Source organism: Candidatus Nitrosocosmicus oleophilus (genome assembly GCF_000802205.1).
GTDB lineage: Archaea > Thermoproteota > Nitrososphaeria > Nitrososphaerales > Nitrososphaeraceae > Nitrosocosmicus > Nitrosocosmicus oleophilus.
In genome coordinates this window covers 1,625,217-1,646,118 of record NZ_CP012850.1, presented here as the reverse complement: position 1 = coordinate 1,646,118, position 20,902 = coordinate 1,625,217, and the positions used below count along the sequence as shown (strand labels likewise).

The following is a 20,902-nucleotide window of genomic DNA, read 5'->3' as shown; positions in this document are numbered from 1 at the left end:
ATACTGACACATTCTTTTCATAAAGATAAATGATGTTCATTGTCGAACAATAAGAGAATGCCTTAATCGATTTGGTCTAGTGACTAAAAATTAAATGAGACGGATCTTTAGATTTGGTAAAATGTGTTACTGCTATTTCTTCTTGATGAGACGTTAAATTAAGAACAAAAATCATACAAATTATTTGATAAATGTCAAAAAAGTCATTTGATTTATCGACTAAGCATGTAACTAAAACGCATGAGTCTATATGAATATGAGGTAACAGTCATTACCAACCCAGATGATTAAACCCCTATGCCCTGATACCGCAAGAATTTGGGCCAGAGTCTAGATCTGTTTGATTTACCATATCACACGAGGTCAAGTTCTTGTTCAAGTAGACTATTTTTTCATAATTCATAGGATGAGGTGGGATATTTGAAGTTACAAAGTCGATGAATTTTTCTTTAGAATCGAGTATGGATGCCAGTTTTTGTTTAATTGATCCCAGTGAATCTAGCACGGGCTTTTCATGTTCAAAACCGGAGCTGTAGTGAGCTGGAAGTATGATTGTTTTATCAGGCAAATCAAAAATCACACGATTGTAAGTGTGGAAAAGTTTATTGGTATACTCCTGTGATTTACTACGAAGATCCGGTCTCCCTACCCCATTTACAAAAATGGTATCACCTGTAAAAAGGTAATAATCTGGATTCCCATTATTATCATTATTTCTGGCAAAATCATCAGCACTATTTTTCTGTATGTTGCTGTTCCTATTTCTAGTATCATTATTTATTTTCAACAAGAAACTCATGCTGCCATCTGTATGTCCGGGGGTGTGAATCGCCTCTAAATAAAATCCATCTCCTAATTCAAATTTTTGTCCTGCTGAAATTAGTCTATATTTTGGATCCTTTTCAGATGATACCTGGTGTGTGTCGTAGTTTTCAAACCCACTAATTGCTACCTCTGATCGATATTTTCTAGCAACTCTGATTGAGCCTGAAAGGTGATCTGCATGCATATGAGTATCAAGTACTCTGCTAAGTGTAAGTTCATTTTCTTGAAGCAGGGTGTTGATAACAGTATCAATATCGCATGTTGCATCAATAATTGTTGCTTTCTTATCTTTTGTGGATGCAATAACATAGCTCATGCACCCCTTTGAGATGCGTCTTACCTGCCAAATTTTCAATGTTATGTTTGAATCTAAATTTACTTCAGCAACATCATATAGCCTACTCCATCCAACCATCCCGCCTTCAACAGTTCTAACATTATAACCCAAAGATGCCAGAGTTCTTGCTGCCATAGATGACCTTTGCCCATGAGCACAAAACGTGATTACTTCTTTATTCTTTGGAATCTGTTTTAGAGATTCATTAGAAGCTAGTGTATCTACTGGGATTACAAGCGAATCCGGATAATTATCATAGGAAATAGTCCACAGATCATGTTCGTATCTACTTCTGACATCTAAAATAAAAATATCATCGCCTTTGTCCATCTTTCTCTTTAACTCAGTTGGTTTTATCACTAAACTATTCTTGTTATTACTATTATTATCGTCATTTGCCATTGGCATAATCATATCTCTAGATTGCAAATTGATATTTATAAATCATAAATTGATGACATCCTCTATAAGCATAGGTAAAGTTGCGACGGGTTTCTTAACTCGTGAAAGCAAGTTTGTCTTAATGTCAAGACAAGTAGTCGAATTCGGATTTACTCGTTACTAAACTGGTAAAATTGACCTTTGCCGACTAAACGAAGGAATCAGAGATATTCTGAAACGTCAATATGAACAGTGTCTATAACGACACACAGATCATCTTTTATCAATTATTCTGCATGTATGATATTTGTTAAGGGCCCTATTTTAATTGACTCTATATATCAAGGTTAAACTTTGAAGATCAAGTCTTTTTCTACCGAATTGCTTTGGGTAATACTGATATCTACCATAATGAAATAGCACTCATTGGAGAATATTTCATATCCGTATTTCATATCTAGCATGGCGATTTTGAGTGGTCGTATAAGAATGGCAAGATAGCAGTGATATCTTGGACTGGTCTAAGCAAATAGAATTATAGATAGAGTCTGTTTTTTTTACTTATTCGGCAAGTTGAGAAAATTTTTTAACAGTCTTACTGGCAAATCATTTGATTGATTCCAAGCAAAAAAAGTAACAGTTCGATATTAATTGTTGAACATAAAAATCGATGCTCTGACTAAATTTGGTGTTTTCTTATTGAAACCAAGTTAGGATATCTGTGCGAGGCATTTAACATTTTAGCAATCAAGTATAAAAAAAATACAGATATATATCATTAAATAATTTCCCTACCACCGAATGCTACTCATCTCAATAAGTTCTTTCTCAATAATTCGTGAAAGTCTTTATCAGATAACTCCTTTTTGAGTTTCGAATATTCTTTGGAATCCTTTCCAACGGCAATTCTTATTGGAGTTGCTTCATTTTCACTCTTGGAAGAATTAACAATTGCTTGAATTATTTCGTCAGCTACGAGAGATGGATGAGGAGCATGGCTCATAGCATTATAATAAAAGGACAAGAACTTGTCCACCATGTTGCTATATATGGACAAAGATTTTTTCTTTTCGCTTTCATAGTATGAATTTACAAGTTCCATATTCTTATCTATCCCATATTTATTTGAAGGTACAACTAGATCCTTAACGAATTCTGTATTTATTATACCAGGCTCAACTAAAATTAATTTGATTCCGAAGGACTCTAGCTCGAATGAAAGAGCCTCAGTCAACCCCTCAACCGCAAATTTTGTAGCACAGTAGGCAGATTGGGTAGGAACTCCAGCCAGTCCGGAAATGGAACTAATATTAACAATAATTCCACTTTTTTGCTGCCTCATTGTTGGAAGTACTTCACGAATTACTCTGATCACACCGAAAACATTAGTTTCAAATTGATTCTTTATTTCATGCATTGAAAAGTCTTCAAAGGCTCCAAAAAGACCATATCCAGCATTATTTACAAGAATATTTATTTTACCGAATTCCGTAGTTATCTGTTCAACAGCACTACAAACAGAATTGTCTTTGTCTACATCCATCTCAAATATTTTAATTCGTAGATTTTCCTTCCTTGCGATTTTCTCCAAATCGCCAGATTTTTTATTATCCCTCATTGTAGCACATGTCACAAAACAGTTGCGGGCTAGTGCCAAACATGTCTCATATCCAATACCGGTTGAACTACCTGTTACAAGCGCCACCCCACTATTGCCAATATTAGACATTCTGCAAACAATAGTAACTGAAATTAAGTATATATGTTTGGTTACTTATCACTAAGGCGATCAAAAACTGCTTGATAATTAGAATCAAAGTCTAGAAATTAATAATGTTGTACCAACTGCCGTAACAGTATTAAATAATAGTAAATAACAGATAGCTCCAAAACAGAATAATATTTAATTTCACTTGAAATGTTGTTAAACGGAAATATGCAGTCAATAAAAAAAAGTACCAGGAAACATTTTCGAATAACCATAATGACTTTGTATGTTTGTCTTGCTTTCTACACTAATATCTTTTTCAAGTAGTGATCACCAACAATAGGAGCAGGACATATAGTTATTATTGTGCAAGACACCTTGAATTTCAGCTGTTCGGTCAAGATAAGTGCAGGCATTGAAGTAATAATCTATCTATTATTAGCAGAATGGGTCAACATGATTATTTTCTCTTTTCTTGTCCTCATCAATCAGTATTAGAAGGTATTAATTTTAAGATTTAATAAACATTGGAAATAGATAGAATCCGAAATTCATGTGATATTTTCTCTTGAATACGATGCTTTGGCTTTTAAGGAATGTAAAAAGTAACTTAGTCTAATGTTATAACAAGGCATACATCCGGTAATGTTACAATTAGTATAGCTACTTTACTTATGTATAATAGCATTTCTAAAAAGGGTAACGATACGTATCTTACTGTTGAAAATCTCGATATCATGTTATAAAAAAGTTTCTCAACCGACTATAAGTAACAGTATGTGTTACTCTTTAAATAAAAAAGCGTGCCTAGGAGAGAAGAGATCAACGAAAGTATCCAATTTAACTTAAAGCATCCCTCGAAAATGCAAAAGGGAGAATTTCCATTAAAACAAGCGTTTTTCCATTACTCAAATGTATTTTTGTATTGGGATTGAATTCAAATAAGACTTGTCTGCAGGCGCCGCAGGGATAGACTGGCTTTCCTGTAGAAGCCACTAGTGCAATTTGCTCTATATCGACGTTCCCTTCCGAAACAGCCTTAAATACTGCAACCCTTTCAGCACACATGGTCAGTCCAAATACTGAATTTTCAATGTTGACTCCATCATAGATTTTGCCAGAAGAAGTTTTTAACGCACAACCTACAGATAACCCAGAGTAAGGATTGTATGCTTTTTCTAAACTTCTTGAAGCCGCTTCTATTAGCAGGTTCATAAAGAAACCTTCCGCATATCTCAATAAAAATTGTTAAATTAGAATCTTTTGTTTTTTAAGCCATAATGATGAATTAACAGACCTAACGAATTGTCTATTTATTAGATAAACATCACAGGAATAATTATTGAATTTTTATGGAGAGGTAGTGACTTTAGAGAACTATTTCAGACAGAATAAGTAAGGTCAAGATTTAGAACTCGTCCTTATTTGATTCTTGAATTGAAGTCGACGGCGATAGTGGTTCGGGATCTGAGATCTCTTCGTTCCCAGCCATGTCACAGTATTCGCAGGTGTGATCTACTATTACACCACCCAATCGGATAGCTAATAGATGGGTAAATAATTCGCCTGTAATTTTGGCAAATTCATCTGGATCCTCATCTCTAACTCTATTTCTAAACTCTAGCCATTTTTCAATTTTGTCTAGATATTCGATTGGTTTTTTTACACTCTTCAAATCTGTGTCTTCATACTGAAGTGTAATGTTTCCATCTAGTAAATTTGTGATGTAATCATTCACGTACCTAAACTTATAATCGGATTCCATTGTATAGTTTAATGTGTACATAACTATATTACCATCTACCTAATTTATTCACAAGTTCGTATTGGTTTATGATTTCAGTATCTAAATTAGATGAGTTTTGATAAGGTCATGTCTATTCATTCATTATTAGATAAAGGGCTATTAATTGAAATTAATGCAACCATAGAAGATCTCTCCAGAATGAAAAAAAGCATCAATTCTATTGTTTTAACTTAAAAAAATGAATTATAACAGAAAATAGATTACTCATTCAAATTTGTATCTCAGTCCTAGTACCGTCAGTGTTGTACTTGTAGACTTTTCCATCCTCCTCATTTAGTGTTTTTTTATGTGCACCATCACAAAACGGCTGGTTTTGACTTAATCCACACATGCAAATCCATTTACTATCATTGCCAACCTTCACTTCCATAGGTCCTTTTCCCTCTTTTTTTACATATCTTACCATCAAATCAACATTGATAATTCCAAATATATAAAATATTTTTAAAAGTAAGCCTCCTAGATTTGAACCCTAAATAACATGTTTCACTAATTATGAGTTCTTATTAATAATAACGCTACTGCTGGCCAATCAAAACAGAGAAGGGTGGAAAATGTACTGCAAACAAGCAATTGGTTGATAATATCAACTTTTAGAATTTATAAACTCTATAGCAATTGAATCGTCGTAGTTTTTCAAATTGAGTCTTTTTATAATAGCCTCAAGGCTGACATCATTTTCAATGTGTTTTCTATCTTTAACCGCTACGTACTGATTACGAATATCCTTTTCAAGCATATCATAATTTGAATAAAACCAACTAAAATTATCTTTTAACTTTTTGAATTTTGTAAAGTCAGTATTACTTGTAGAAATGTCGGAATACACAGGACATCGTCAACCATATAGAAAACTGATTGACAAAAATATTATGTTTGATTGGTTTTGAATGGGTTTAATTATGTTAAAATAGAAGGAGGTTATCCTAAAAAAACCCAGGCATGAGTTTTTCAAAAACGTCATTTCGATCTCTTATGTAACTTTCAATTATTCCCTAAAATGTACTGGAATGCTGCTTCATGAAATCTTTTAGTCGAGAGTTTGACTCACATCCATTCAAGAATGTCTCATTTAGTATGAAATCAAAAACATAATAATATTAGCAATCAGAAACTAAATTCGGGATTTGTCTCAAACTAAATCTTGATATTTCAAAGTTAATTACAATGATAAAAAACAAAAGTGAGAGTACTATGGATATGTCTGATTACAATTTATGCAAACGAGATCTACTTTGGATGGATGTTGCTGATTCTCCATTGGAAGATTACATATATCACATACAAAATCTACAATCGGAATCTTGGCTGTGTCCATATCCAAATAGTTTGTCTTATCACTTATTATCTTCAGGTTTTCTAGTTTGAGCTTATGGTATAGCATTACTTTCTCAGGTTCTCCGCCCTTGAATTTCTCATACTTTGATAGATTATTTCGAATATCATCATTACCAGACATTCTAAAATAATTAAATATCAACCCTTATAATCTTACTTTTATGGTTAAAATTTCCTAAAACCTCGAATGTTGATTTGGAAATCCTAATTCTTTGATAATTCTTATTTAATCAAATATTTTCGGCCTATTCTCCCTCTGCAAGTCACAATTAATGGCTAGTGAGAAGAGAAATGACCTTAAGAATGATTTGACTAAAATGTCAATAGGAACGTCCAAATCAAGATAAAGTAAGGCAGCAAATTCAGGACTCCGATTCAATAGAGAACAGAACAATCATAGAAAAAGGAGAGATAAATGCTCGTGGTTTTCCACCATAGTGATTAGAATTTAGATTCACATTTTGATTCATAGAATATCTAAAAGTAACAGACACCTACTATATTTAATGTGAATCGGCCAAAATTTATTGTTGATTGTATGGGAGGAAATATTGCAAAGAAATTAAGAATAATGGGATTTGACACAGAATTCTGGTTAGACGCTAGTGATGCTTTTCTCATCGAGAGAAGTTATCATGAACATATGTTATTGGTAACTAGGGACAGAGGGCTATATTTAAGAGTCTCAAAATCGAGCACGAAGGGATTGCTACTCCCGGATGAAGATGAAGTCAAAAATTTGGTTTTCATATTAGAGAGATGTGATATCAAACATATCAATCCGGTTCCGAATCTAAATACCCGATGTACAATTTGTAACGGCAATATTAAAAAACTTGACAAGACAAGGTTATCTAACCCAATTCCAAAGAAAGTTTATGAAAAAATAAATGCAATTTATGAATGTTCAAAATGTTCAAAAGTATACTGGGAAGGAACCCATGTGGAGAATATCAACAAATTAATAGATAATATCAACAGATTGTTAGGACGGTAAAGGTGAGTCATTATTTTCGTTGACAATATTTGGTTGGGTATTCTCTATTAGTAGTCATCATGGCGGAATCTCAGATAAGTTCCAAGAGTAAAAATAATCACTTATTATTTGTAATTAGAAGTTTAAGAAAAGTTAAGGCGCTCACGGCAAGAACCATAGATTTTCTTTGGACTAACGCGACGACCATTTGAATATCAATATTGGTATAGATATAAGGGGTAAATGAATTCTTTGAATAGAGTACAGAATGAACTATGCTCATTTTTAAATAAAGAATTTTTAGTTTGTTGTTTTGTTTATCCATAATATTTCTATGTTTATAGCGAGTAATATCGATCTATAATATGGAAACGATTGGAATACTCATGATATATGTCATTAGACGATTTTTTAATAAACGATAATCATGTGATGGCAGTATGATAAGTAGTCAAAATACCGAAAATGTACAAATGTTCAAAAGGAAATTATTATTTTTTTAGCAGCTTGAATGCATGGTTTCCCAGACCGGTTTGAATGTAATAAGTTATCCATAACATCGCAAGGGGTTCTAACAATCTAGATTGTTCAATTCCCCCAATGTCTATTGTATCCCAACCAAATGGAGTTAATAATTCTTCAATGATTATGTCCTTGGCGTCCTTAAAATTGCCACAAATAAACATGGTTGGTGGACCCCCTGGGAAGTCTGGATGAATCATATGGGGATTACCTACAATGTTAAAGGCTTTTACAACTTTTGAATTTGGTAGTAAGGATTGAATTACCTCACCTGCAGATTTATCATACCCGAGCGATAACTTTGGTGGTGAATCTTTAGCAAATTCCAATGGATTTGTTGTATCAACGACTATTTTATTATTAAAATTAGATGAAATAGCCATATTAATTGCGTTCTCAGTGCCCCTCCATAAAGTAGAAAGGACAATTAATTCACCAAAAGATGCCGCTTCAGCAAAGGATCCAACAAAAGCAGTTTCCTTATGTTTGGGGTTGTCTATCCATTTCTGTATTTCTTCTTTTTCAGGATTTCTTGTCCCGATCATAACGTGGTGGCCAAGATCTATACAGCCATCCGCGAGTCTTCGACCTACTTCACCTGAGCCTAGTATACCTATCTTCATAATGACAAATACACATTAAAGTGATTAAAACTTTAAAAAACCACTCGTCTAGATTTTAATTAACCCATCTGCATGAAAGAATAAGGAACCGATTTTCTTAATTATTGAGGAATCCTATCCAATCTAATCATGTGTTCTCAATTTTATCTAGGATGTTCTGGATGGAACTATGGTGATATACCAGATAAGGGTGGGTGGTTAAACGTATTTTACCCAGATAATAAAACGAGAAAATTGAGTTATTATTCTCAGTTCTTTAATACAGTCGAGATGGATGCTACTTTCTACAAGAGATTCTATAAACACATGAATGAAAGGTTATTTATGGGAATGGCAAATGCAACTCCTAATGAATTCAAAATATCAGTCAAAGTTCCCGAAATAATTACACATGAAAAGAGATTAGATATTAACAAGAATGTAGTAACTGATTTGAATGAATTTTTAAAAAAAATATCACCACTTGAAATTAATAGGAAATTAGGATCGATAATAATCCAACTCCCACCTAGCTATACCATTAATGAGTACAATAGATTAGAGGAGTTTTTGGTTGCTCTGAGAAATCGATCTGATCTTAAAAATCATGATAATATTGCCCTAGAATTCAGGCATAATTCATGGAATACGGAGGGTGTACTAGAATTACTCCATCACTTTGGTATAGCATCCGTCTTGACTGATTCTCCTGCGCAAGAGAATCTGGGATTTTTATCAAATGAAAATAATTTGGCATCTAATAAATTGGCAGTAGTTAGACTCCATGGAAGGAATACAACTAGAGATCATTACTGGTATGATTATCTTTATTCTGAAGAGGAACTTATTCCATGGGTAAACAAGATCAACAGAATAAAGGAAAATGTTGAAACGATTTTTGTTTATTTTAATAATCACTATGGTGGAAAGGCAATCGTAAATTCACTACAATTCAAAGAATTAATAAACAATCAGCCTTTATCAGAAAATGAAAAAAAGATATTAGAAAAAGCAAGGAAATATCTATCTAATACGCTATGATTATTGTAAAATCATACTAATAGTTTCGCTCGATGTTTTCCTCTAGTTACGTGAAGGGGTAGTTGTTTGAGTCGGGTTAAAGGCAATATATCATAAAGGGTAAGTTGAAATATATAACAATCTGGATGAATAGTCGAGTATTAATCAAAGAAATTCTAAATGACATATCTCAGTTATTTCAAGTATACTAGAATGCAATAAATTACTTCAGAATTTAAAATTAATAATGAAATTTGCTATTACTTGACAAACATGATTGGTAGCTACCATCATCATTATTTGATTTTCCTTGATGTCGACTAGCTAGTTTGCTCTTCCAAGATTTCTTCTCTATTTCAAGATCTTCAAGAAATCATTTACAGAATGAGGACCAAATCCCGCAAAGTGATTATTGAAAGCTATCAATGCATCTTGATTTTAGTATCAGCATTTTGTATTTTCTTGAAATTTCTCGTTAATTCGAGCATTTCTATCTTTCGATCCTTTACATCTCTACCAAAATCTATTTCATTTATGCTTCTATCTCCAATAAATCTGATGAATTTGATCGGCCGCTATTACTATGAGAGGAGTTAAATCATCTCTTAAACTCCATATTAGGTACCGACACGGTTTGCTCTTTTGGAAAATCATATATCTCATCCTCAAACCATGCAGAATGCCTAACCTCAAGTACATACCTAAATCCGGTATTAAGAATTCGAGTCATTGTCTGTATTAACTCAAACCCTTTCTTTACAGATATATATGCTGGAAGCTGCATCAGTAATAACAGGAATTAGTCAATCAAGGGTTCCAAAGTTGTCTGTTATTTTTTATGAATTCCAGTCGAATATTCAAGAGTACTCAATTTTTTCTTTTTTACCTTCAATTATCCAATCAAATCATTTAATTTAGAATTCCATTAATCGATGGTATAAACTATCACATACGTAACTATATTAATTTGATTATACATGAATTACGATCATTTAATAAGAAAATTTATTATGGAACGCCGTCTATTAATTCATAATGCTAAAAGAAATTACGGTCATCTTTTCATTGTTAATGGTTGCCTCATTTGCGGACCCTTTTAATGAATTTAAAAATAGTGCAAGAGGACAGGTAAATGGTACTGTTGATAATCAGAATAACAACAACCAACAATCTGGAAAGTTGTTTATTCCTGTAGAGGATCTGGTTACCTCTAAGACTTCACAAGGTATGGTCGAAGTGGACGGAGCAGTAAGGAATAACAACACGATTGAATTGCACGATATTGAAATCACTGGCGAATTCTTTGATAAGGATGGAAAAAGTTTGGGCAAATTCAATGAATATGTTACTCAGCCATCTTTCGTACTAAAGCCAAATGAAAAGCATACTTTTAACTTGTTTGAGGTCGTTAATCATAATAGATTGGCAACTACTAACATAACTGCAACTGGAGATCCAGTTAATTAATTTATTTTTTAGTAAAATTAATTTTTATTGACAATAAGATAACTTGACTCGGTAAGATATAGTTTATTTTGATTTCTATTTTAATCCGAAATAATTCATTCATTTGCTTTCAATAGATTTGATTAATTTACTAGAGCATTGCCCAAATAAAGGTCATACAAATATTTAATATTCATGAAGTATCATCATGATATGCATCATTTAGGCTTGATGCTTACATCCAGGTGAGATGAAATACGCTCATCTGGATGCAAATTATGTGGATTTGTTTAAATCCATATTAGGAAATAATTATCTTCACTTTTTGAAGTATCAAATTCCAACAACAAGCTTAATTCATACGCTCGTTGCTATGACGATACTTTTACTTTATAGAATTTGATTGATATATTAACGAATAATATAATTACCTAATAGATTTCATTCTCTTTACTAGAAGTAGATAGGAGATTATTTCAAGGAAACATGATTCTGGTGTCTTGAGCTCTAGTTCCAATCTATCCCCAATCCAGCCGAATATTTGATAGAAAGACTGCGTCCATCGTCAAATCAGCTTTACAAATCACAAAAACTTATTTTCTATATCTTTAAGTCGCTCAATCCAATAGTCTATAGAATCTGGCAAATGTGATACAAAGTAGTAATAACTTCTCCAATGCTCGACGCCGCCCATTAGGTATTTCATGGTAATGGAATAACGTAAATATTTTCCTTGGACGACCTTATTTATCACCGATTAAATGGTGATCCAATGTTGAATGATCTAGGTTTACCGTTAGCTTTAGAAGGCGAAATCTCAAACCGTAAGAAAATGAATCAATACTTTGAAATCACTAATTATGGCAATAATGTGATGTATTTCGAAAATATTTCTTTTCACATCTTATCGTTATTTCTTTCCTGTGCTTCCCATTCTTTAAAAGATAGGCGAGGTAAATTAAACAAATCAGTAGTTCGAGTATAAACACCGTTTTTGTGCATCCTCCCGACTGGTGAAATTAAATCGGTATGAATCGTTTGATTTTCATGATCTAAAAATTCTTTCTTTATATGCAAGTAGATAATTTCCCCTAATATTATACGAGTGTTTCCAATTTCTATTGTACCGGCTAGGCGGCATTCTAGGTTAGCAGGTGACTCTGCAATCCTTGGAGGTTTCACCTTTATAGATGGCAACTTAGTTAGCCCGGCAATTTCGGATTCGTCGACTTCTGGTGGAAAATCAACTGATGTAATGTTCACTTGCTCCAAAATACTCTCGTTTACAATATTGATTACAAACTCCTTTGTTTTTTGGATATTATATCCAGAATCTTTCAAGTCATTCTTTCGAGTTTCATCTTTTCCAATACCTATGGCCACAATTGGGGGGTCATTACCCATCAAATTAAAAAATGAAAAAGGAGCAGCATTTGGGATTCCTTTATCACTCAAGGTTGAAATGAAGGCAATAGGTCTGGGAGTTACTAGAGAAATTAATAAATTATATCTAAGAGGTGCATTCATCTCGGAAATATCAAATTCCAGCGTATCCATTTATTGAATGTACCAGTTCCTTATTATATTCTGATGCACTATAAAAGCCATCTCATGGACATTCTTTAATTAAGATGGAATCCAAACGAGGCTGAAAGGTTATTTAGAAAAAATAAAGGATTGGTAGTTCTATATCCTTGCGATTCAGGTCGGTCTAATTGTCTATTACAGTAAATAAATACAAGTCTTTATACAAAATGTTGATATTATCAAATAATTCCAAACAAAACAAAACTAAAATGTGATTGCTATTTTAAAAGATTTAAAAAAAATTAATGAATGCCTAGAGTGAGATTTAGATTCTACTCTATTTTAATTTCCTTACCTGCAGGTTTAGTAACTTTCTTTTTGTCGAAGGTTATTTCCAGTATGCCATTGTTATATGCTGACCTTGCGGTCTCAACTTCTGCTAGCTCTGGAAGTTCTATATTCTTATGATATTTTCTTTGGGCATCCTTTGATGATGTAACCTCAACTTGCGAGTCATATGCTTTTATTTTTATGTCTTCTTTTCTAATACCGGGCATTTCGACCACTACTTTGACCTCTTTATCCGTCATATTCACATCAACTAATGGCTCCCTTTCTGCGGATATTTGGGAGACAGTATCTGGTTTTGTTCCTATTTTTTTTACAGCATTGTTATTCAAAGATTTGACATTTCCAAATTCCCTTACGTGAGGTTTGCCGTCGGGTCCGATAGTCATCGAATATCCGTATACGATTGGCCCTACTTCTCTAACTTTCCCACCTTCCTTTGTTTCATATTCCCTTACAAGCTCTTTTGGGGCATTATTAGAGATATCGTTGAATACATCAAACATTCTGTTCATTTCCTTATGAATATCGTCAAAATCGCTGAATACTTCTCTATTGAACAATTCTAACCCTCTTGCTCTACCTTTTCCTAAATCTGTCTCAAAGAATCTGCTAATCCAATCGCTTGGTATTATATCTTTATTACTCATATGTCATATACACCTAATATATGTAATATACATTACATTATATAAAGTTTTCTTACACTATGTAATTAGTCCAAATTTGCGGAAATATTACAGGGTTACAAGTTTGGTAAGTATTTTTTTAATCTCAAAGATACCTATGATAAAAAAATTGATATCTAATGTTTATGAACACACCCCAGCGAATTTGGTGATTTCAAATATTTTTATGATTGATATGATAAAATGCAACCGGTTATTCTGATGTTTTCGTTATCCTTATTGATTCGATTTATCTAGGAAGTTCATAACATATATAAATATTAATTCTTATTTTTTTGTCCCTACAGAAAATGGTGAAAAGTGTGTAGAACAGGTGTTTAAAAAATCATCTACAAGTTATATCTATTCTCTACATACAACATTTTTATGATTCTTACGTATCCTACCTCTCTTTAGTCGAAAAATGTATTAAAGATGGTGATGTAACATGTTAGTGCTAGTTAAGATTAACAAAATTAGCCAGGTAGAACACAAGATAAATGTTACTTTACTAGATATTGACGATCTTGGATCTGTGGTTCCAGTAAAAGATCTTGAATTGAACCTACCACCGGATGATGAATCAGTAATTGAAATATTAAAGACATCTACACACGTAATCATTTTTACTGATGACCCTCCTAATGGAGCCAATCCTACAATAATATCTGCCATTAACTTGACCGATGACGAATTAAACCAAGAAAAGGAGAATATGATCAAAGTTGCAAATGATGAAATCAGAAAACTAGAGTAAGAAAGTGACCATAATCTTCAAATTAAGATTATTTTTCCAAGCGAGAATAACCCTCCTTGTTTTGCCCACAATCCAAAAACAAGTCGCAAAGGGCAATTATTAGAAAAAACCTTTTGAGGTTCATATTTGTAGGAATTAATTTATCATAGCAGTTTACAGGTCGGCAACTCCTTTAGATCGAACTATTTACTGCGATAATAGGTTTACCTGCACAGTTCTCAGTCATACTGAATCACCTATGAAAGGAATGGATGCAGAGAAATATGGAGGCGCAGACTATAATCTGGCACGATAACTGAAGGGGTACCCAAGTCACCTGGGGTTCTGCGTTCTCCTGTATCATTTTGATATCGTGAATACAATGCTCCAAATCTATCTGTATCAATCTTAGAAAAAGTGTTATTGTCAATATATAGCCTATGGCTAATACCCACTTCCCCTGGTTTAGTTGCGATAAACGTTACTATACCCGTATTTATAATTCCGTCGTCCCTATTAGGCAGTATCGCCGCACCTGGAGGATCTTACCCTGTTTTCAAAGTTACATTATTAAAATCTTCAGACGATATAATTCCCCTAAGGACAACCGGCTGTTCAGATATAACTTTATTGGCTATATCTGATATAATATTTACTAGAAATAATATTATCAGTGTTGTTTATTTGTGCGTGTGCTTGCAATGAATGAGATAGATTAGGATCTAATGCAATCAGAAAAAGTGGTGCTGCTATGGTCATTACAATAATTAGAAAACTCTTGTTTACTTCTCATTCTTAAATCATCAACTCTAAAATGCTTGTGCTGAGCATAGAATAAAACGATCTCCAAATTCCTTTTTTTCAAATAATGATCATATCCAAGGAACAGATTATCACATATCGAGCAGGTAATGAAGGCTTCAATACAACCCAATCTAGCTTTTAAGAGGAGCGAATATTTATTAAAAGAATGATAAATAGTTAAATGGACTAAGAAAAGTTACTAGCCTTTTCTTATATCATCAAGGGTCATTATCATCTCACGGTGAACTTTTCCACCTAGCAATAACAATGGTTCACAAGCATCATACATTTGACCAGGGGAGGATATATCCATTACAAACATTGCGGTTCTTTCTCCATCATAAAGTGTAAAAAATGCCGATTCTGATCTTGTATTTCTTATATATTCTTCTATTTTTTTTAGAAAGCTTGGATCATTTACCATTTCGTTGCCAAGTGAATTAGGGAATGAAACCCGTATCAAAAATTTCATAGAGGAGACACTGGAGCTACTGTTGTAGTATTTTCTGCTGGCACTGTACTATTTGTTAATCCCAAATCAGAGGCTGATCCATTTCCAATGGTTGCAGGAAGCTCGGCCGTTGTTGGCGTATTAGCATTTATTTGTGGTGAGAGACCTGTCAATCCAGAGATGAAAGCCATGGTTGCAAGTACACAACCCAATAGTATTGATCTAAAAGCATACATACTCTCTTTACATTTTTATCATACTATAAAAAACGTAACGTTTTGAAGAAAATATTGTAATATATCATTCATTTTCCTAAAATTATGGACGACAATATTTTGTATTTTGAGGCCAGAGTTGATCACTAATTCAAACATTAAAGTTAGTTTTTGGTTTCAAATTATAGGGGGATATTTTTTTGCTTCGATACCGAAAAACATTCTCCAAACAATATAAATAACCAGACTACCAACATGGACCCAATATGGAATCCCGCTTATTAACAATCACAATTTCGAATCATTAATACTACAGATCACCTTAATTCTGCTGGACAGATTTTCTTTTCAGAGGGTGAGCGAATGAAAGTTCATACCCATCTGGTTCTCTTACATAGAAATATCTTTCACCCCAAGGGGCATCCACCGGTTCGTGAACAAGCAACATTAAACCTGAAAGAGATGAATTACTGATAAAATACGAATATAATTTGTCTACATCGGTAGTATAAAAAATTATTCTACCAAAAAATCTAGGTTTGTAATTACTAAGACGAGTACTACTTTCAGAGGTTTCAAGTTCTAGATTCAAATACATAGGTGACTTGCGTTTTCCAATCTGAAAAGTAGTAAATGCATCATCGAGAGATCCGCCATAAATCAATCTAAAACCAGGTATTTTAGAATAAAAGTTACAAGACCTTTTCATGTCTTTTATGATTAAAGTTATTGCTGAAATTGCATATACGTCACTCATTAGATTAATTGCGGAGGTCATCCTTTCTTAATTTATCCTACAAATTCCCATCCACCATTTAAAAGAATAATCTATTCGAATACTTCTACCTTTATAAGATCCCTTTGTCCTATTTTGTTCGATATTCACAACATTTTTTATCAGTAGATTTCAAATGTATCTTTGGTTGTGTACTATGCATATCCATACACATTACAAAATAATGCAAAAGTATATAATCAAATTCTACCAGAAAGATCAAGAATATAGAACATATTCGACAAATATTCACCCTTTCCTCCTAGAGTAATCACGTGTGGAAGTAATTGATATGGCACAAAAACAATGGGCATTGATAAACTTAGATTATTTATAGGAAACTTCAAAAGAACAATTAGGAAAAATATTTTATTTTCAATTTATCTCGTTACTATTAGTTGATTCTTATGACATACACTATAATGCCATTTTGACAGCTTCAGGAAATATGAATTAAATAGGCCAACACAATTTTGAAAAATCTTTTGCCCTTTGAATTGTAATTTTCAAAATATTAGATTGGGCTTGACAGTATTATTTTGATGTTTGACCACATCAAATCTTCCATTAAGTATAAATCATTCCTTAGTTAGGGTTTACCTATATGATGCAAAAGGTGGCAGATATTTGGAAATATTGTAGAACGAATAAGGTAAAACAAGATCGGAACATCTTTAGTAGTTCAATGTCATTCAAAAATGGGATAAATAGTACCACCGTTATTATCTGCAATCAAGTAGTAGTGTTATGAAATGGTCTCAGAAAGATCCATACCAAAACCCATTGGACATGATGCAGGCGGTACTGATCCTGGTCCACGCAATAAAGAATTAGACCGCCAGAACCCTGACATTCTTACACCTCCTAGCACTGACTCAGGTACGTTACCAAACATGAAGTTTTCATTTGCTTTGGCACACAATCGACTCCAGAAGGGTGGATGGACACGACAAGTAACAGCCCGAGAGTTACCCATAGCTACTACACTCGCTGGGGTTAACATGCGGTTAAATGCCGGTGGAGTACGCGAATTACACTGGCACAAGGAGGCGGAATGGGCTTATATGCTCAACGGACAAGCACGAATCAGCGCAGTAGACCAAGACGGATGTAACTTTCTAGACGATGTGAGTACTGGAGATCTATGGTATTTTCCTCCAGGTATTCCTCATTCGATCCAAGGATTAGAAGGAGGCTGTGAGTTTCTTCTCGTTTTTGATGATGGTAACTTTTCTGAAGATTCAACGTTCCTCATTACCGATTGGTTTGCCCATACTCCCAAAGAAGTACTGGCAAAGAATTTTGGCTTGCCAGTTATCGAATTTGCCAATATTCCGATGCACGAACTTGATCACAAGTATTATATGTTTCCTACCGAGATTCCAGGGCCGTTAGCTGCTGATAAGATTCTCAGTAATCAAGGACAAAGATCTTTTAGCTATCATTTCCTGAATCAAAAGCCGTTGGAGACCAGTGGTGGGACGGTTCGTATGGTAGATTCGTCTAATTTTCCCGTAGCAACCAACATTGCGGCAGGACTTGTGGAGGTCAAACCAGGCGGGATGCGAGAGATGCATTGGCATCCGAACACTGATGAATGGCAATACTATATTGAGGGATATGCCAGAATGGGAGTATTTGCATCAGAAGGAAAAGCACGGACCTTCGACTACCAAGCAGGGGATGTTGGATATGTCCCATTTGCGATGGGACACTACATTGAAAATATTGGTGATAAACCATTGCGGTTTCTGGAGATGTTTAAAAGTTCTCGTTTCCAAGATATTTCACTAAATCAGTGGATGGCTTTGACTCCCAAAGAACTCGTTCAGGCTCATCTCAATCTGAATCACACTGTGATGGATTCACTACGTAAGGAAAAATGGCCAGTTATCAAGAACTCAAGCGACAAAGTATAGATAATGCAACATCATCCTAATATGAGATTGATAACCACGCTACCTCTTCATCCAGTTTCTATGAGAACAGTCCTTACTAAAGTTAAGGTCATCTAGATATACTGATTTACAAAATTCCATGGTCAACAAATATCAATTAACAATTGCAGACCATTATTACCACATTTATAATCTGCAGAGATTTTGATATTGAAATAGCTTGTTTTGGCTTTGAAAAGAAATTGATCATGGATCATAAAATCAAAATTCGACAATAATATAGAATTACAAAGCATGTCATCTACCCTTGGAAAAATATGAAAGTCTTTCAGTTGGAATTAAAATTATCCAATCACAGTCATTTGATAATTATTGCTCAAATTATCCCATATATCCTGTGATAATTTGTGTCATGAGGATTTCTAGAAAACTGAGAAGTCCAACAAAGTGGTTATATATCACATTATTGACATTAAGTGGATGACAATCAAAAATAACAGAATGTTATTTCTAGCAATTGCGCTAGCACTAGGAAGTGTATTTGCAGTATCGGCAATTTCAAGTACGTCAACAGCATACGCAAACCACGATTTTGTTGCTAACCTTACTGGTCAAGAGGAAGTTCCAGCAGTAGATACTCAAGCAACAGGAGATGCAAGATTTACCCCGATTCTCCCTAACAATGATACATTAGACTTCAACGTTAATGCTTCTAATATCCAGAATGTAACCGCCGCCCATATCCATAGTGGAATTCTAGGAGAAAACGGACCAATTGCAGTGACTCTATTCACATTCGATCCTACACAGAATCCAAATCAGAATGGGCTTACCATAAACGGTACTCTAGCGGCAATTAATTTGGAGGGACCTTTACAAGGAAAAGCAATCTCTGATTTAATAACTGCAATTAAGGGTAATAGTACTTATGTTAACGTTCACACAGTTCAACATCCAGATGGTGAAATAAGGGGACAATTAAGCAGTACAAAGTAAGAGCAAATTAATTTCTTGCAGATTCTCAAGCAGTAAACAAACCTATTCTTTTTTTGTCTGAATTACCAAACTAATATGAATACAAGTTTTAGTAAATTGAGAGATTTTATATGATCAATTAAGACTAATTCTGATAGACATCAAGACAACAAGTAAATATGAAAATCATTCTTGAATTTTTCATCCACTTATGTTACTTAATGGTCCTTTTATAATTTCAGAGTGCTTTTTGTCTAGTTTCATTTTTGCCTTACAAGGGGAAACTAACTTTGTACCTTAAAACATACTGCCTCCATCAGCGTATGTTTAGAAATCCTATTTTTAGAAAAAATTTAGACAAAGGATCAATAACATTTCACTCTGGCCGTTAAATATGATACGTCAAGGAATTAGCAATGGATAGAAAAAACTACCAATTATTAACTGGAATAATTGCGATAGCAGGTATCGCTATCTTGATGACAATAATACCTCAAAGTTATGGACAAGGGAATGTATCACAACCGCAACAAGGTGAACAAGTTGCTCCAAACAGTAGTCAGCAATGGCCAAATATTCACGAAAATGTTATAACCGACTTTAATTCTAATGTAACTTCTCCGTCTATACAAGGATCTGCATTCATCCATCCATTCGCAGTAGTTATTGGAAATTGTTACATAGGACAAAATGTCCTAGTTGCACCCACTGCAGTATGCAGGGGTGATGAGGGAACACCACTCTATATCGGACCATTTTCTAACATGCAAGATGGTGTTGTAATCCATGGGTTGGAAACTACAGTAGATGACAACAACCTAGATGATAGAAGATTTGCAAGTAATGGAGACCGTTTGTTGGGGAATGACACAAGGTTTGATGACGGGTATTCTGTGTATGTCGGTGAAAATGTAAGCTTAGCACATGGTGTTTTGATACATGGACCCGCCTATGTAGGAAATAACACATTTGTTGGAATGGAAAGCTTGGTATTTGATGCAAAACTAGGAAATGATGTAGCAGTTGGAGTTTCTAGCACTATAACAGGTGGAGTAGAAGTTGCAGACGACAAATTTGTCCCTCCTGGTAGTGTTATTACAACCCAGGAAGAAGCAGATGCTCTTCCAGAAAGAGTGGGCAGCGCCTATGAGAACATCAATACTGCAGTAGTCCATGTGAATGAAAAACTTGCTGAAGGATATGGGGAACTTGGTCTAGAAATGCCATCAGCTTCAGAAAGAGAGAATGTAATGGAAGGAGGAATGTTAGAAACAAGCCGTACACCTTAACTTTGTAACATTGCTTCAAGCTTCATAAATCTAAATGATTTATTTGTGCTCGAAACTGCACGAAAAATCTTAATTTTTTTTACACTCACGATAACCTATTGATGAGCAGTCAATCCTTGGTATCTTTTTGTATACTATGACCAGGCAAATTTTCAATGTTACTGATAAGGCTATCTTTGACTCATAATGATTCTATCTTTGACTCATAATGATTCATTGACGGTCAAATTAAAGAAGATACTACTGAAAGAATC

General features: G+C 33.9%; 22 protein-coding genes. 8 read left to right on the top strand and 14 right to left on the bottom strand.

From position 1 onward, the window contains the following. Positions 1–295: 295 nt before the first annotated feature. The 7 genes from NMY3_RS07980 to NMY3_RS07950 all read right to left on the bottom strand — a co-directional run bounded on the left by NMY3_RS07980 (position 296) and on the right by NMY3_RS07950 (position 6,517). Positions 296–1,564 carry an MBL fold metallo-hydrolase gene (locus NMY3_RS07980; protein WP_196818377.1) on the bottom strand — a complete coding sequence of 423 codons (1,269 nt, stop codon included), beginning with the start codon at positions 1,562–1,564 and terminating at the stop codon, positions 296–298. A gap of 787 nt (positions 1,565–2,351) precedes the next feature. Further along, entirely contained in the window at positions 2,352–3,272 is a 921-nt protein-coding gene (locus tag NMY3_RS07975; protein ID WP_196818376.1) for an SDR family oxidoreductase, read from the bottom strand. A gap of 819 nt (positions 3,273–4,091) precedes the next feature. Next, the gene (locus NMY3_RS07970; RefSeq protein ID WP_196818375.1) at positions 4,092–4,466 is read right to left on the bottom strand and encodes a cytidine deaminase; all 375 of its coding nucleotides are present in this window, start codon (positions 4,464–4,466) and stop codon (positions 4,092–4,094) included. 193 nt (positions 4,467–4,659) lie between these two features. After that, positions 4,660–4,989: a hypothetical protein gene (locus tag NMY3_RS07965; protein WP_196818374.1), complete on the bottom strand. Its 330-nt coding sequence runs from the start codon at positions 4,987–4,989 to the stop codon at positions 4,660–4,662. Positions 4,990–5,266: 277 nt separating this feature from the next. Further along, positions 5,267–5,428 (bottom strand): CDGSH iron-sulfur domain-containing protein, encoded by a 162-nt coding sequence (locus NMY3_RS07960; RefSeq protein ID WP_231100392.1) that lies wholly within the window; start codon positions 5,426–5,428, stop codon positions 5,267–5,269. A gap of 216 nt (positions 5,429–5,644) precedes the next feature. Next, positions 5,645–5,887: a hypothetical protein gene (locus NMY3_RS07955; RefSeq protein WP_196818373.1), complete on the bottom strand. Its 243-nt coding sequence runs from the start codon at positions 5,885–5,887 to the stop codon at positions 5,645–5,647. A 363-nt stretch (positions 5,888–6,250) separates the two neighbouring features. Beyond that, positions 6,251–6,517, bottom strand: coding sequence for a hypothetical protein (locus NMY3_RS07950; protein WP_196818372.1), 267 nt, complete (start codon positions 6,515–6,517; stop codon positions 6,251–6,253). 387 nt (positions 6,518–6,904) lie between these two features. On the opposite strand from NMY3_RS07950, the gene NMY3_RS07945 reads away from it, so the two are divergent. Next, positions 6,905–7,393, top strand: a complete 489-nt coding sequence (locus NMY3_RS07945) for a Mut7-C RNAse domain-containing protein (protein WP_257720016.1) — start codon at positions 6,905–6,907, stop codon at positions 7,391–7,393. A 470-nt stretch (positions 7,394–7,863) separates the two neighbouring features. On the opposite strand, the gene NMY3_RS07940 is transcribed toward NMY3_RS07945, so the two are convergent. After that, positions 7,864–8,517, bottom strand: coding sequence for an NADPH-dependent F420 reductase (locus NMY3_RS07940; protein WP_196818370.1), 654 nt, complete (start codon positions 8,515–8,517; stop codon positions 7,864–7,866). Positions 8,518–8,646: 129 nt separating this feature from the next. On the opposite strand from NMY3_RS07940, the gene NMY3_RS07935 reads away from it, so the two are divergent. Continuing rightward, entirely contained in the window at positions 8,647–9,537 is an 891-nt protein-coding gene (locus NMY3_RS07935) for a DUF72 domain-containing protein (protein ID WP_196818369.1), read from the top strand. 577 nt (positions 9,538–10,114) lie between these two features. Here the strand turns inward: NMY3_RS07935 and NMY3_RS16695 are convergent. After that, on the bottom strand, positions 10,115–10,300 hold the full coding sequence (locus NMY3_RS16695) for a hypothetical protein (RefSeq protein WP_338140371.1): 186 nt from the start codon (positions 10,298–10,300) through the stop codon (positions 10,115–10,117). Positions 10,301–10,551: 251 nt separating this feature from the next. Here NMY3_RS16695 and NMY3_RS07930 point away from each other — a divergent pair, with 251 nt between their 5' ends. After that, positions 10,552–10,983, top strand: coding sequence for an FxLYD domain-containing protein (locus NMY3_RS07930; RefSeq protein WP_196818368.1), 432 nt, complete (start codon positions 10,552–10,554; stop codon positions 10,981–10,983). An 876-nt stretch (positions 10,984–11,859) separates the two neighbouring features. Here NMY3_RS07930 and NMY3_RS07925 read toward each other — a convergent pair. Both NMY3_RS07925 and hsp20 read right to left on the bottom strand, forming a co-directional pair. Continuing rightward, a complete protein-coding gene (locus NMY3_RS07925) occupies positions 11,860–12,519 on the bottom strand; it encodes a flavin reductase family protein (protein WP_196818367.1) in 660 nt (219 codons plus the stop codon). A 302-nt stretch (positions 12,520–12,821) separates the two neighbouring features. Continuing rightward, positions 12,822–13,487: an archaeal heat shock protein Hsp20 gene (gene hsp20, locus NMY3_RS07920; RefSeq protein WP_196818366.1), complete on the bottom strand. Its 666-nt coding sequence runs from the start codon at positions 13,485–13,487 to the stop codon at positions 12,822–12,824. A 466-nt stretch (positions 13,488–13,953) separates the two neighbouring features. On the opposite strand from hsp20, the gene NMY3_RS07915 reads away from it, so the two are divergent. Both NMY3_RS07915 and NMY3_RS07910 read left to right on the top strand, forming a co-directional pair. Further along, a complete protein-coding gene (locus NMY3_RS07915) occupies positions 13,954–14,262 on the top strand; it encodes a hypothetical protein (RefSeq protein WP_196818365.1) in 309 nt (102 codons plus the stop codon). A gap of 402 nt (positions 14,263–14,664) precedes the next feature. After that, positions 14,665–14,946 carry a hypothetical protein gene (locus NMY3_RS07910; RefSeq protein WP_196818364.1) on the top strand — a complete coding sequence of 94 codons (282 nt, stop codon included), beginning with the start codon at positions 14,665–14,667 and terminating at the stop codon, positions 14,944–14,946. 298 nt (positions 14,947–15,244) lie between these two features. Here NMY3_RS07910 and NMY3_RS07905 read toward each other — a convergent pair whose 3' ends face one another. The 3 genes from NMY3_RS07905 to NMY3_RS07895 all read right to left on the bottom strand — a co-directional run bounded on the left by NMY3_RS07905 (position 15,245) and on the right by NMY3_RS07895 (position 16,489). After that, the gene (locus NMY3_RS07905) at positions 15,245–15,517 is read right to left on the bottom strand and encodes a hypothetical protein (protein WP_196818363.1); all 273 of its coding nucleotides are present in this window, start codon (positions 15,515–15,517) and stop codon (positions 15,245–15,247) included. Next, the gene (locus NMY3_RS07900; protein WP_196818362.1) at positions 15,514–15,732 is read right to left on the bottom strand and encodes a hypothetical protein; all 219 of its coding nucleotides are present in this window, start codon (positions 15,730–15,732) and stop codon (positions 15,514–15,516) included. The genes NMY3_RS07905 and NMY3_RS07900 overlap by 4 nt, the downstream gene beginning before the upstream one ends. Positions 15,733–16,033: 301 nt before the next feature. Beyond that, on the bottom strand, positions 16,034–16,489 hold the full coding sequence (locus NMY3_RS07895) for a VOC family protein (RefSeq protein ID WP_231100390.1): 456 nt from the start codon (positions 16,487–16,489) through the stop codon (positions 16,034–16,036). Between the two features lie 749 nt (positions 16,490–17,238). Between NMY3_RS07895 and NMY3_RS07890 the strand changes: the two genes are divergently transcribed. The 3 genes from NMY3_RS07890 (at position 17,239) to NMY3_RS07880 (ending at position 20,648) form a co-directional block, all read left to right on the top strand. Beyond that, complete coding sequence (locus tag NMY3_RS07890) at positions 17,239–18,405, top strand: oxalate decarboxylase family bicupin (RefSeq protein ID WP_196818360.1); 1,167 nt, start codon at positions 17,239–17,241, stop codon at positions 18,403–18,405. Positions 18,406–18,864: 459 nt separating this feature from the next. Next, the gene (locus NMY3_RS07885; RefSeq protein ID WP_196818359.1) at positions 18,865–19,380 is read left to right on the top strand and encodes a CHRD domain-containing protein; all 516 of its coding nucleotides are present in this window, start codon (positions 18,865–18,867) and stop codon (positions 19,378–19,380) included. Positions 19,381–19,775: 395 nt separating this feature from the next. After that, the gene (locus NMY3_RS07880; RefSeq protein WP_196818358.1) at positions 19,776–20,648 is read left to right on the top strand and encodes a hypothetical protein; all 873 of its coding nucleotides are present in this window, start codon (positions 19,776–19,778) and stop codon (positions 20,646–20,648) included. Positions 20,649–20,902: the final 254 nt, after the last annotated feature.